General features: G+C 50.4%; 8 protein-coding genes. 7 read left to right on the forward strand and 1 reads right to left on the reverse strand.

Translation table 11 applies throughout. The annotated features are described in order from the left end of the window. Nucleotides 1-69: 69 nt before the first annotated feature. The 7 genes from IEY24_RS17150 (at nucleotide 70) to IEY24_RS17180 (ending at nucleotide 11,724) form a co-directional block, all read left to right on the forward strand. A complete protein-coding gene (locus tag IEY24_RS17150) occupies nucleotides 70-552 on the forward strand; it encodes a hypothetical protein (RefSeq protein WP_229222486.1) in 483 nt (160 codons plus the stop codon). A gap of 138 nt (nucleotides 553-690) precedes the next feature. Further along, entirely contained in the window at nucleotides 691-2,808 is a 2,118-nt protein-coding gene (locus tag IEY24_RS17155; protein WP_188934251.1) for a peptidylprolyl isomerase, read from the forward strand. Nucleotides 2,809-3,044: 236 nt separating this feature from the next. Then, on the forward strand, nucleotides 3,045-4,373 hold the full coding sequence (xylA, locus tag IEY24_RS17160; protein WP_188934253.1) for a xylose isomerase: 1,329 nt from the start codon (nucleotides 3,045-3,047) through the stop codon (nucleotides 4,371-4,373). A gap of 121 nt (nucleotides 4,374-4,494) precedes the next feature. Next, complete coding sequence (locus IEY24_RS17165; protein WP_188934255.1) at nucleotides 4,495-6,171, forward strand: tetratricopeptide repeat protein; 1,677 nt, start codon at nucleotides 4,495-4,497, stop codon at nucleotides 6,169-6,171. Between the two features lie 244 nt (nucleotides 6,172-6,415). Next, on the forward strand, nucleotides 6,416-9,169 hold the full coding sequence (locus tag IEY24_RS17170; protein ID WP_188934257.1) for a TonB-dependent receptor: 2,754 nt from the start codon (nucleotides 6,416-6,418) through the stop codon (nucleotides 9,167-9,169). Nucleotides 9,170-9,208: 39 nt separating this feature from the next. After that, complete coding sequence (locus IEY24_RS17175; RefSeq protein ID WP_188935225.1) at nucleotides 9,209-10,471, forward strand: right-handed parallel beta-helix repeat-containing protein; 1,263 nt, start codon at nucleotides 9,209-9,211, stop codon at nucleotides 10,469-10,471. A 161-nt stretch (nucleotides 10,472-10,632) separates the two neighbouring features. Then, nucleotides 10,633-11,724, forward strand: coding sequence for a phytase (locus tag IEY24_RS17180; protein ID WP_188934259.1), 1,092 nt, complete (start codon nucleotides 10,633-10,635; stop codon nucleotides 11,722-11,724). Between the two features lie 104 nt (nucleotides 11,725-11,828). Here IEY24_RS17180 and IEY24_RS17185 read toward each other — a convergent pair whose 3' ends face one another. Beyond that, on the reverse strand, nucleotides 11,829-13,328 hold the full coding sequence (locus IEY24_RS17185; protein ID WP_188934261.1) for a RagB/SusD family nutrient uptake outer membrane protein: 1,500 nt from the start codon (nucleotides 13,326-13,328) through the stop codon (nucleotides 11,829-11,831). Nucleotides 13,329-13,331 lie beyond the last annotated feature (3 nt).

A 13,331-nucleotide genomic window follows, 5' to 3' on the forward strand; every position in this document is an offset into this window, starting at 1 on the left:
GGTGTTTTCACTGAAAACGACAAATTTTACATCCTTCATCAGAAAACCTGCTGATCTGTATCCAACTGAATGAGTGCACCTGTGAATCGTCCCACGTTCCTTACCGTTTTGTGTTTCCTTACTTTTATGAGTGCCGTTTCGGGCCTTTGGACCCAGTCCGAAAGGCTCTGGAACCCGGGCATAACTGCCGACAAAACCCGCGAAACGTTTGAGGCTGTCCGTGAAAACCTGGAACGCCAGGGCAATACCGCCGAAGCCAAGACGATGGACAAGATGTTTGAAGCGGTCATCGAGCAGACTACGGCTGAGAATATCAAAACCGGTGCCATTATCATGCTCATTTTCGAATCCCTTTCGCTTTACGCGGCCTATCTGATGTGGAACCTTCAACGGAGGGGTTTTTACCTGTATCTGGGCGGCATGGCCGTCGCATTTGCTGCGCCGTTACTGATGATCGGGGGCTGGATGGGCGTCATTGCCGCCATGGCCGGAGTATTTTTCAGTATTTTTATGGCGATCCTCTACGCTTTCAATCTGAAACACATGCATTAAAGCTTAAAAACCGCTCTCTTGCTCATTCCGGCCCGTCGCGCAACGTCCGGATGTTGCCAATAATTGCAAATAGGAATGTAAGCTCTTGCATTCCATCAAGAAAACTTTTTATTTTGCGCACTAATTTGAATCGAGAAAATGGCTTTAATTAACAAAATCAGAGAAAAATCCGGGATAGCTGTCACGGTTATCGCTATCAGTTTAATTCTTTTTATGGTTGGAGGCGATTTGCTGGGCCCTAATTCCCTCTTGGGCGGCAACGACAACCAAACAGTGGGAGAGATTGCCGGGAAAGAAATTAATATCAAAGATTTTCAAAGCCGGGTGGATGGGTTTCGTCAAAACTACGAAGCACAGTCGGGCCGCAGCCTGAACGAAGGTGAGCTGGCTTCTTTGAGAGATCAGGCCTGGAATCAGTTCGTGGTGGATATTGCTTACAAAAAGCAGTACGACAAACTGGGACTGGCTGTAACTGACGAAGAACTGTACGATATGGTACAGGGCAACCACATCAGCCCATCGATTCTGCAAGCATTTTCCGACCCTACTACCGGCCGTTTCGACAAGAACGCGGTGATCAATTACCTGAAAAACCTCAAAACACTTCCTTTGGAACAACAAAAATCCTGGGAGAATTTTGAGAAAAGCCTTCGCGAAGAGCGTACCCGTGCGAAATATGAAAATATGCTTCGCCTATCGACGTACATTCCGAAAGCACAATCTGAAAAAGAGTACGTAGCGCAAAATACCAAAGCCAATCTCCGCTACCTGTATGTACCCTATTTCTCGGTTGTAGATACTACCGTTAAAGTAACCGACGCACAGCTCGAAGAATACCTGAGCGCGCACAAGAAAGAATATAAAGGAACAGACACCCGCTCTATCGAGTACGTAACGTTCCCGGTTCAGCCTGCGAAAGACGACAGCGCAGCCTTGTATACCGAGATCAAAGAACTTGCACGCGGCCTTGCCACTGCACAAAGCGACTCTGCATTTGCCGCGATGAACAGCGATATCCCGACGCCGATCAACCAGTCGTACGCTACCATGAGCGACCAGTTGAAAGAAGCGGTGAAGACATTTGTACCGGGTGGTGTTTACGGACCTTACCGCGAAGGAAATACCTATTATATCTACAAATACGGCGGAACCCGTTCCGATACCGTTGCTTCTGCCAAAGCAAGCCACATCCTGATCCGTGCTGAAAACCAGTCGGACTCAGCGAAAACGGCTGCACGTGTGAAAGCGGAAGGCATCCTTGCGCAGATTAAAGCAGGTGCTAACTTCGAAGCATTGGCTGCTACTTCCAGCGCTGATCCCGGTTCGGCACAACGCGGCGGCGACCTGGGTTACTTCCAGAACAACGGCGCAATGGTGAAGCCATTTGAAGAAGCTGTGTTCTCGGCAAGTGCTCCCGGCCTGATCCCGCATCTGGTAGAAAGCCAGTTTGGTTTCCACATTATCAAGGTTACTGCCCCTAAATCAAATACACTGTACCGCATTGCGACAATTGGCAAGACCATTGCTCCAAGCCAGGCTACACGTGACGAAGCATACAGAAGAGCCGACGAATTTGCGAATGCTGTGAAAAGCCGCGAGCAGTTCGAAGAAGCTGTTAAGAAAAACAAAGCCCTTGTCCTTGCCAATGCAAACCGCATTCCTGAGTCTGCTACGAACATCAACGCGATCCAGAATGCACGCGATATCGTAAGATGGGCGTTCAAAACCGACACCAAGCCTTCGAATGTGTCGCCGGTGTTCGAAACCGAAGAGCAATATGTGGTGGCTGTTCTGACAGGCAAATCGGATGCCAAAGATGTAAAAGTGGACGATTTCCGCGACGAACTGACGACCAAAGTACGCAACCAGATCAAGGCTGAGCAGATTACTGCGAAGTTGAAAGGTGCGACCGGATCACTCGAAGACATCGCGAAAAAATACGGTGCTGGTGCATTGGTTGAATCGGCCAACGACATTTCACTGGCAACAGGCTTCCTGACCAGCGCAGGTTTCGATCCTATCGCGCTTGGAAAAGCATTCGGTTTGAAAGCCGGGCAGAAATCGGGCGTATTCACAGGAGAAAACGGCGTATTCATTATGGAACTGGTTAATAAAACCGATGCTCCTAAAATCGCCGACTTCACGCAGTACAAAACACAGCTGACCCAATCTCTGGAAAGCCGCATGTCGTACCTGGTGAACGAAGCCATTCGCGAGAACGCGAAAATCGAAGATCACCGCGCGAAATTCTTCTGATCAGATCGATTAAAAATTTCATTTCAGGAGGAGCAGAAATTAAATCTGCTCCTCTTTTTTGTGGGTGCTGCAAATTTTTCAGAAAAAAGTGATAGTATTGCAGTATGAAATGTCAATTCTACACTTATTAAATTATTAAGGTAGAAAGGAGGATGGAGGAATGGGAGGATGCTGTTCTCCCCGGATTGCATCAGCCGGTTTGTTAAAGCATTAGAAAAACGATTAACTACATTAAAATGAGCATTCTACTCGGAGAACAGGAGTATTTTAAGGGTATCGGAAAGATCTCTTTCGAAGGCCCGGAAAGCGACAACCCACTGGCTTACCGCTGGTATGACGAAAATCGCGTTATCGCCGGCAAAACAATGAAGGAGCACCTGCGCTTTGCGGTGGCTTACTGGCATACATTCTGCGGTGCTGGTCTGGACCCATTTGGCGGACCAACGCTTTTCTACCCATGGGACAAAAAACCTGACGCGGTAGACCGTGCAAAAGACAAGGCTGATGCGGCATTCGAATTCATTACCAAGCTGGGCCTGCCTTACTACTGCTTCCACGATGTAGACGTGGTGGATTACGCCGACGATGTGCGTACCAACGAAAAGCGCCTGCAAGCTTTGACAGCCTATTTGGGTGAAAAACAAAAAGCTTCCGGTGTGAAACTCCTTTGGGGAACTGCTAACCTTTTCAGTCACCACCGCTATATGAACGGCGCTTCCACCAACCCTGACTTCGACGTGGTTGCTCACGCTGGTGCTCAGGTAAAAATGGCTTTGGACGCTACCATCGCATTGGGCGGCGAAAACTACGTCTTCTGGGGCGGTCGCGAAGGCTATATGAGCCTTTTGAACACCGACATGAAACGCGAGCAGGAGCACTTCGCACAAATGCTGAAAATATCCGTAACCTATGCCCGTGCAAATGGTTTCAAAGGTAAATTCTTCATCGAACCGAAACCTTGCGAGCCTACCAAGCACCAATATGACTACGATGCAGCAACCGTGATCGGTTTCCTTCGTCAGCACGATTTGTTGGCCGATTTCAGCCTGAACCTTGAAGTAAACCACGCTACATTGGCGGGTCACACGTTCGAGCACGAATTGCAGGTAGCCGCCGACGCAGGTATCCTGGGGTCGATCGACGCCAACCGTGGCGATTACCAGAACGGCTGGGACACCGACCAGTTCCCGAACGACATCGCCGAATGGACCCGCGCATTGATCGTAATCCTGAATGCAGGCGGATTGCAGGGTGGTGGTATCAACTTCGACGCGAAACGTCGTCGCAACTCAACCGATGTAGATGATGTATTCCACGCACACATCGGCGGTATCGACACGGTTGCCCGTGCATTGGTGATAGCAGACAAGATCATTCAAAACGGGGACTACGACAAGATCCGCAAGAATCGCTACGCAAGCTTCGATAGCGGCAAAGGTGCAGATTTCGAAAAAGGTGCCCTGAAACTGGAAGACCTTTTCGATCTGGCTGCTACCAAAGGCGAGCCTGCGACGACTTCCGGCAAACAGGAATACCTGGAAAACCTGATCAACCGGTTCATCTGAGACTAACACTCATGTTACCTCAATATTAATTTTCAAAAGCCATTGATGTATTTCAATGGCTTTTGGCATTCATGCAGGTACGCCGCCGTAAATTGCATGAAATTAACCAGCGCTTTCTGCCATGCAAACCGGCCGCGCCAAGAAGCATTCGCCCCCTCCCATCCCGCCCCGTATTATCCTGCTTTTGTTCTGGATAACCGCGATATCCTGCACGTTTGTTAAAAACGGACTTGCTCAAACCGGTTTCAGGGAGCCCGACTATAACGTTTATGCAGGTCCTCGAAATCCGGATTCGTTGCTGATTGGTTTGAAGGCAAGCTACCATGCCGCCGTGAGGAAAAATAACGAGATGGAAGCCGCTGGCTACTTACAGCAAATCGGCAGGCTGCTTTTCATCTCGGGGCATTACCCGCAGTCGCTCGACTATCTGCTTCAAGCCGAGAAGATATTCCGCACCCGCGACCAGCAAAAGATGCTGGCCGGGAACCTGAATATGCTGGGAGAGCTCTATTACCGGACCCGCAGGCCCCAACTGGCCCGGAAGCAGTATGATGAGGCATTGATCATTTATCAAAAACTCAAACAAGAATCCGGTAAGGCGGAAATTTACGGGCGGATTGGCCATCTTTACGAAAAGCGGGAAATGTATGACAGCGCGTTCTATTTCCAGCACAAGGCCCTGCAATCCTACCAGCTCGACCGCCAAACCGACGGCGCCGCGAAGATTTACGAGAACATTGGCAGCATTTACGAAGACCTCGAAAAATACGACTCCGCCTATTTTTATTTCAACAAAGCCTACACGCTCAACACGCAGACGCGTAACACCCGTGCGCAGGTGGAGGTGGTCAACAACCTGGGCGATGTACTTCGTAAAACCGGCCGGTTCCGGGAAGGACTATCTTATAGTATGCAAAGTTTGAAACTCGCCCAAACCAGCGGCGAGCGTTACCAGATTTCGAGCGCGTATAATGATATTGCCAAAGCCTATAACCTCCTCGCCCGCAACGACAGCGCATTTCACTACCTCACGCTTAGCCGCAGCCTGCTCAATGATATTTACTCCGAAGAAAGCAACAAGCAGCTCGCTTTGCTGCAAACGCTGTATGAAATTGAGAAGAAGGACAATGAAATTGAACAACTGACCCAGGCCCGGCGCATCGACACGCTGATTTCCATTGCTACGGGCATTGTAGTCATATTGGTTATCGCAGTAGCTGTATTGATTATCAGCCGGCAACGCCTTAAAATCCGGAACGAACAAAAGCTCCGCGCCCAGCACAAGCAGGTGTACGAGGCGCAAAACCAGTTGATGGAAGTTGAATTAAAGAACAAGAAACTGGAAGAAGAGCACCTTAAACAACAGCTCGAAACCAAAACACAGGAGTTGAGCAGCTATACCCTGCACGTGATCCGCAAAAACCAGCTCCTGGAAGACCTCCGAACAAAGCTCGACGAGATGATCAAAGACGACAAGCGCGACCAGCGGAAGCAGATCAAAGCGCTGTCAGAACAGATCGGCGAGGGCTTGCAGGACGACCAGCATTGGGAAGAATTCCGGGGCATATTCGAGCAGGTGCACCAGTCGTTTTTTGACCGGCTCCAACAGCAAACCGGCCCACTTACCGCCAACGACCTGCGACTGATTGCATTGATCAAAATGAACCTTACTTCTACCGACATCGCCACGCTCCTAGGCATTTCGCAGGACAGCCTGCGCGTGATCCGCCACCGCCTGCGCAAGAAACTGAACCTCGCCGCAGGGGACAATCTTTCGGCCTATATTCAGTCAATATAGCCGGTTAACGATTTCTTAACAGTGCGGTAATGCAATCATAATGCCATTAATATTGGATTTAAATACCTGATTATTAATACATTATGATCAATTTCTCACACTTGTTGCCTTGATGTAACGCACCGTTGCCCTTTTGTTAACGGGGCTGATTTGGATCGCTGATATTGTTCTGCACACCTTCGCATCGTCAACCGGAACGACCGCCGACGGCCGACCGCCGGCACTTACTCAGACTTTTGATGCGATGATCCGTTACTACCTCCATATCCTTCCGATCCTTTTTACCATCACCAGCTATGCCGGGACACTTAAAGGCAAGCTGCTTGAAGCATCCACCGGCGAGCCCGCATTGGGTGTGGTGATCTACGTTGAAGGCACCAACCTGCATGATATTTCAGGGCTTGATGGTTCGTTCTCCATTTCCAATCTCCAAAAAGGTTCTTACCGGCTCAGCATCCGGCATATTTCCTATGCACCGATGCAAAAGGAATTTGCGATCGACGGCAATGAGACAGTGCGGCTGGATTTAACACTCGAAGCTGCGGAGAGCCTTAAACTCGACGAAGTGGCCGTCACCGGCAAGCGCGATGGCGCGAGCGACAACACCGCCCGCCTCATGGAGCGCAATGCGAGCCAGGTCATGAATATCGTTTCCGGCAAAACCATCCAGATTTCCCCTGACCTCACCGTTGCAAACGTGATTCAGCGTATTTCCGGCATTTCCATCGAACGCAACAGCAATGGTGACGGCCAATACGCGATCCTGCGCGGTATGGACAAACGCTACAATTACACGCTTGTGAATGGGGTAAAGATCCCAAGCCCGGACAACAAATACCGCTATGTGCCGCTGGATATTTTTCCCTCAGACCTTCTCGACCGGCTTGAAGTTTACAAGGCCCTGACACCTGCCATGGAAGGCGACGCGATCGGCGGAGCCGTGAATATGGTGATGAAAGACGCACCGGACCAGTTTACTTTCTCGGCAAACGTCTCGACCGGCTATAACGAGCTGTTTATGGACCGGAAATTCATGGGTTACGAATTTCGGAGCATCCAGTCGAAATCCCCTTACGAGCGGAATGGCAACCAGTACAATGCAACCCCAGCCGATTTTTCGACGGCGGCTGTTAATTACAAGCTCAAAACACCCGCTCCCAACCTGCTGGGAAGCATTGCGATCGGGAACCGCTTTTTAAAAGACAAGCTGGGTGTCCTGCTCGCCGGAAGCTACCAAAACACCCACCGCGGCAGCAACAGTCTCTTTTTCGATTCGGAGACCGTCGATACCCTGCGCGGCGAAGCGCTCACCAAAATGAGCGAGCGGAAATATTCGGAGCAGCAGATCCGGTATGGTTTGCATTCTAAAATAGATTACCGGGTGAATGAGAGGCATAAAATCCAGTTCTACAATGCGTTCATGAACCTCACGAATGTACAGGTACGGGATGTAAAATCCACCCAACTGACCATCGGTGGCTACGATCCGGTGGTGGGCAATGCGACACTCAGCTATTCAACCCGCTCCCGGCTGACCAGACAGCAGATATTCAACAGCACATTACAAGGCAAGCACCAGCTGGCCGATGCGCTCGCATTGCAATGGTCGGCGGTGTATTCCAAAGCCATCAATGAGGTTCCCGACAATGTTACCGTGCCGCTGACAGGCGTTATGCAGCATTTTCAGGAAAGAAAAACAACCGTAGGCGATGCATCGCGCCGGTGGGAGCACAACTCCGACCGTGACCTATCGGGCTACCTGAATTTAACCTACAACACAACCATAGGCGCAACACAAGTAGAATGGACAGCCGGCGGCTTGTTCCGCGACAAATCCCGCTCCAACTTTTACAACAACTACCAACTCCGTCCTGCCGACCCGTTTGCGGAATACGGAAAGGATTTCACCGATTATACACAGATCCGCTGGACGATCCAGAACCCGCGCGGATCGGTAGGGAGTGCATTGACCTACGATGCGAGCGAACAGATCAAAGCGGGTTTTATACAATTTAAAGCTGAAACAAAAAACCTGGAAATGCTCGGTGGCGTGCGTGCGGAGAACACCAACCAGGGTTATTCGATGCTCTTCCCGATCGGTGAAGACCGGCCGAATGGCAACCAGAAATACACGGATATTCTTCCAAGCCTGCATTTGAAATACAAACCCGAGGAACATATTAACCTGCGGGCCTCGTACTTCCGTTCGATCAACCGCCCGGGTTTCTTCGAAATCGTACCCTACCGCATTGTAAACGAAGAGTACCAAGAACGTGGCAATCCCGGCCTGAAACGCGCAGTTGCCGACAATATCGATCTGCGCTACGAGCTCTTTCCACGCGCTTCGGAGCAGTTTATGGTGGGTGTTTTTTACAAAATGATCAAAGACCCGATTGAATATACCCTCCAACGCGACGCTGTGCGCGGACAGGACATTTATTACTCGCCGGGCAATTTCGGGAATGCCAGGAACTACGGGCTGGAAATCGATTATATCAAATATGTGAAGCAGTTCGGGATCAAAGCCAACTACACCTACACGCATTCGCGCATTACCACGCCCAAATCCAAGCGCATACGCAACGAGAGCGGCGACCTGGAAACGATCAACGTTGAGCAAACGCGGCCGCTTTACGGACAATCGGCGCATGTGGCCAACCTTTCGATACTCTATAAAAGCCAGAAAAACGGCATCGACGCGCAGCTGGCGGGCGGCTACACAGGCGACCGGATCAATACGGTTTCACAGTTTATCGACAATGACCTTTGGCAGAAAGGCTTCGTTCAAATGGATGCTTCCGTTGAAAAGACATTCCGTAATGGCCTCGGTGTGTTCCTGAAAGCCAATAATCTCCTCGACACGCCGATGGAAGTTTTCATGAAGAATACCAGCGCTTCCAATGCCAATATCCCGAATCAAGACCTGCCCGGTAAGACGCTCATCCGCCGCGACCGTTACCAGCGCTCCTACCTCCTCGGCGTACGATACAAGTTTTAATCAGTCATCAAAATTTTAAATCTCATGAACCAATCCAAAATGAAACAGCTATTCATGCTTTCTGCGCTTGCCGCATTCCTGATCACCGGTTGCAGCGACGACAAATCGGAGCCCACTCCTATCGACAACAAGCCGACCGAAGAATCGGTATCCGGAGAAGTTTCCGGCACCTGGACCAAAGGCAATACCTACAAAGTGACCGGCCACATTCAAATCCCGGAAGGCAAATCGCTCACCATTGAAGAAGGCGTGACGGTACTTTTCAGCGACTCGGTGATCAAGCCGGAAGTGGTGGTAAAAGGCAACCTGTACAGCCTCGGAACTGCCGCAGCGCCCGTGAAATTCACCGTGCCCGATGCATGGAAAACCACTGGAAACCTCTTCGGCAACCTTTGGGGCGGACTAATCGCCGCTCCCACTTCGGCTGAATTCGTCATGAGCAACACTATCCTCGAATACGGTGGTGCGGTAACGACGGACGAATCTCCATCCGTTAAAGCAAAATTGTACAAAGCACTTCCCGGTGAGCACGTGCCGGTTATTTACTATTCCAATATCAGTGGCAAGCTGGTGGTTGTGAACAGCACTATCCGCAATTTTAATGAAGACGGTTTTTATATCGAGGGTGGAAAGGTGATCATCGCCAACAATACCTTCAATACGACTGGCGTATCGGGCGGCGACGCGATCAATATTAAATCGGGTGTGCAGGCCGATGTCGCTTTCAATGTGGTGTACAGCCCCAATACCAACGCATTGAAACTCTCGAACTCGGGTGATCGCACGCCGCAGGCCTATGTCGTGGGTTATAACAACACGATCATTAATGCAGGTTGGAGAAGACCTACTACCAAAGGCGGTTCAATATGGCTGGAAAAAGGTGTTCGCGCTGATCTTTATAACAACCTGCTTGCCAACGACCGCTTTGGAATCAAGAAAGAGAATGTAGATAAGTCGGTGGACAACCGTTCGGTGATTAACAACACGTTGTATTATGGTGCAACCGAAGAAGGCGTAAAGCAATTCCAGCCGTCGGTAGAAATTCTGAAAGGCTCGAATGACCTCATTTCGGTGAAAGTAGGCGATAATGATCCTAAATTCGTGAACTACCCATTGACCACCGACAACAAAAACGCCACTTTCAACAGCGCGTGGGACTTCCACTTGCAAGCCGGTTCACCTGCTCTCGGCAAAGGAAAAACCAGTTTCACCCGCCTCTACGCAGAAGGCCTCGTCATCAACGGTGTAACCTACAAATCCCCCGCTCCTGCCGACTACATCGGGGCATTGGGGACTAAGTAATTTCATTCAGATAAGTGTACCAGGCATAACGGCATTGTCGGCCTGAGCGCGCGTGACAGTATTGTCAGCCTGAGCGAACCGGGCCGCCGGGCGGTCGAAGGCATCACGCACGATGTTTCGACTTCGCTCAACATGACATCGCGTAAATCAATTCTAAACCAGTGAAAACATTCTTTCTCCCGGCCATCGGCCTGGCCGTATCACTTGTGGCCTGCCAATCCAACAACAGCACGCCGATCCAATCCGCCAAGGCGGACACTATCAGCTCGATCATCCAGCCGGTTTTCATCACCGACACGGTTGCGCATGATACCGACGACCCCGCGATCTGGATCAACCCTGCCGACGCGGCCCAAAGCCTGATTATAGGCACAGATAAAGACCAGGACGGCGGCTTGTACGTCTTCGACCTGCAAGGCAAGATACAACGTGACAAAAGCGTAACCGGCCTCAAACGCCCGGATAATGTGGATATTGAATACGGCCTGAGCCTTAGCGGAAAGCCTACGGATATTGCCGTTACCACCGAGCGCTTCACCCACAAGCTCCGCATTTACAGCGTGCCTGATATGAAACCCATCGACGACGGCGGCATAGAGGTTTTTGTAGGAGAAACAGGCGAAAATGTGCGTGATTTGATGGGTATCGCTCTTTACAAAAACAAATCAGGCAAAATTTACGCTATTGTGGGCCGCAAATCGGGACCCACCGATGGGACTTACCTTTGGCAATACCGGCTGGAAGACGACGGAAAGGGCCAGGTCAAAGCATCGCTCGTCCGTAAATTCGGGAAATACAGTGGTTTGAAAGAGATCGAAGCCATCGCCGTCGACGACCAGCTGGGCTATGTGTATTATTCCGATGAAGGCAGTGGCGTCCGCAAATACTATGCCGATCCTGAAAAAGGTAATGAAGAGCTGGCGCTGTTTGCTACCACCGGTTTTACGGAAGACCATGAAGGCATTTCCATTTACCAGCTTACCGACAGCACCGGCTACATCCTCGTTTCGGACCAGGGTGCCAACAGCTTCCAGATCTTTCCGAGGGAAGGGACATCCGGCAAACCCAACGAACATCCATTGTTAAGAAAAGTAACCGTCAAAGCCAGTCACAGCGACGGCTCCGACGTTGTTTCCCTTCCCCTCAATGCTCAATTCCGCAACGGCCTGTTCGTAGCCATGAGCGACGATAAGACGTTCCATCTCTACCGCTGGGAAGATATTGCGGGAAAGGATTTGAAATCAATTAAATAACCCAAAATATCTATCATGCAAATAGGCCGCCGGAAATCTCCGGCGGCCTATCTTGTTTACTATCTACTATTAAACTAACTGAGTTTAATGGTTAACCTGTTCTGCTAATATCCTTTGTTCTGATCCAGATTCGTATTATTCCGTATTTCGGCCGTTGGAATAGGGAAGAGCAATTCGCGCTCCGTCAACGTAGGTCCGTAAGAGAACTTGTGCCCCACGTAGTTATCAAACTTCTTGGTGGTAACATTGTACGCCTTACGTAGACGCGCCATATCGAACCAGGTGATATTCTCGAAGCACAACTCATGCCAGCGTTCTGCCCACACCGCCTCGCGGAATGTGTCTTTGGTAAGACCGGCGAGCGCAGGCAGCTCCGCACGGGTACGGATCGCGTTCACCGCCTCATAAGCTTTGGCAGAGGGGCCTCCAACCTCATTGGACGCTTCCGCGTACATCAGAAGTACATCGGCATAACGGATCACCGGCCAGTTGAGATCGCTGTTCGCACTGCTGGTTTGGGCTACGTTATCAAAGTGTTTGTAAATAAAATAACCTCCAAGATCCACCACCTTGTTACGATCGCTTTCATTGGTGAATTTGGTGAAAAAGAATTGCTTCTCCTTTGCCCGCAAATCGCCCGCTTCGAAAGACTTCACAAAATCGCCCGTCGCGTAAATACCGCCTGTTTCATCGGAATAGGCAGAGATATTTTTGTTATAAGGGATAATGGAAACCTGCCAGTTGGAAGGGATCAGCTGGGTTTTGTACTGGATCATGAAGATATTCTCTTCAATGTTCTTCTTGGCCGGGTTATGCAGGTCGTCGTAGGTGGTAAACAATTTGAATGCCTTCGAATCGATCACTTCCTCTGCTTTCTTAGCGGCCAGATCATAATACGCAGCGCCTTTTTGCAACGGATACCCTGCCATGGTGAGATACACCTTCGCCAACAGCGATTTTACAGCGCCGAGCGTCACCTTACCACTGTTTTCGGTCATCGGAAGCCCGGATGCCTCCGCTGCTTTCAAATCCTCCACGATCTGGTTGTAAACCGCCTCCGGCGTGGCCGCTGCGGGACGCAATTGATCGGATTGCAGGTTAACCGGCGCCGTCACAAGCGGGATGTTTCCGAACATCTGCACGAGCTGAAAGTAATAGAATGCACGGAGGAAATAAGCCTCACCAAGCACCTTCTTCATTTCGGCAGCATCCATGGTAATGCCGGGGATCTTCGCAAGCGACAGGTTAGCACCGGCAATACCTTTGTAATATTGGGTCCAGTACGTTTGCCCGTAGCCATTATCGGAAGTATTCCGGAGATCTTTGATAAAATAGCTGTTCACTGCCTGGCCAAGGTCGGTACCGGCCAAACCAGTCCCGAATTCGGGCATCATCCACGCACCGCCGCCGAAACCGCTGTTCATAGGCTCGCGCAAAGGCGTGTAGATTGCATTTACGGAGCTGCGTGCGTGCGCAGGCTGGGTGAAATAGTTCTCTTCGGTAAAGTTACTGGGATCCGACTCTTCCAGGAAGTCGGAACATCCCGTCGCCCCAAATAAGCTCAGCATAGCGAGCAAGCCGATTTTCTTTGATATGATTGTCATTGT

Source organism: Dyadobacter endophyticus (genome assembly GCF_014641595.1).
In the GTDB taxonomy this organism is placed as follows: domain Bacteria; phylum Bacteroidota; class Bacteroidia; order Cytophagales; family Spirosomataceae; genus Dyadobacter; species Dyadobacter endophyticus.

Excerpts from the sequence above, each read along its gene's own strand:
- IEY24_RS17150 (WP_229222486.1), top strand. The coding sequence starts at position 70 with ATGAGTGCACCTGTGAATCGTCCCACGTTCCTTACCGTTTTGTGTTTC.
- IEY24_RS17155 (WP_188934251.1), top strand. The coding sequence starts at position 691 with ATGGCTTTAATTAACAAAATCAGAGAAAAATCCGGGATAGCTGTCACG.
- xylA (WP_188934253.1), top strand. The coding sequence starts at position 3,045 with ATGAGCATTCTACTCGGAGAACAGGAGTATTTTAAGGGTATCGGAAAG.
- IEY24_RS17165 (WP_188934255.1), top strand. The coding sequence starts at position 4,495 with ATGCAAACCGGCCGCGCCAAGAAGCATTCGCCCCCTCCCATCCCGCCC.
- IEY24_RS17170 (WP_188934257.1), top strand. The coding sequence starts at position 6,416 with ATGATCCGTTACTACCTCCATATCCTTCCGATCCTTTTTACCATCACC.
- IEY24_RS17175 (WP_188935225.1), top strand. The coding sequence starts at position 9,209 with ATGAAACAGCTATTCATGCTTTCTGCGCTTGCCGCATTCCTGATCACC.
- IEY24_RS17185 (WP_188934261.1), bottom strand. The coding sequence starts at position 13,328 with ATGACAATCATATCAAAGAAAATCGGCTTGCTCGCTATGCTGAGCTTA.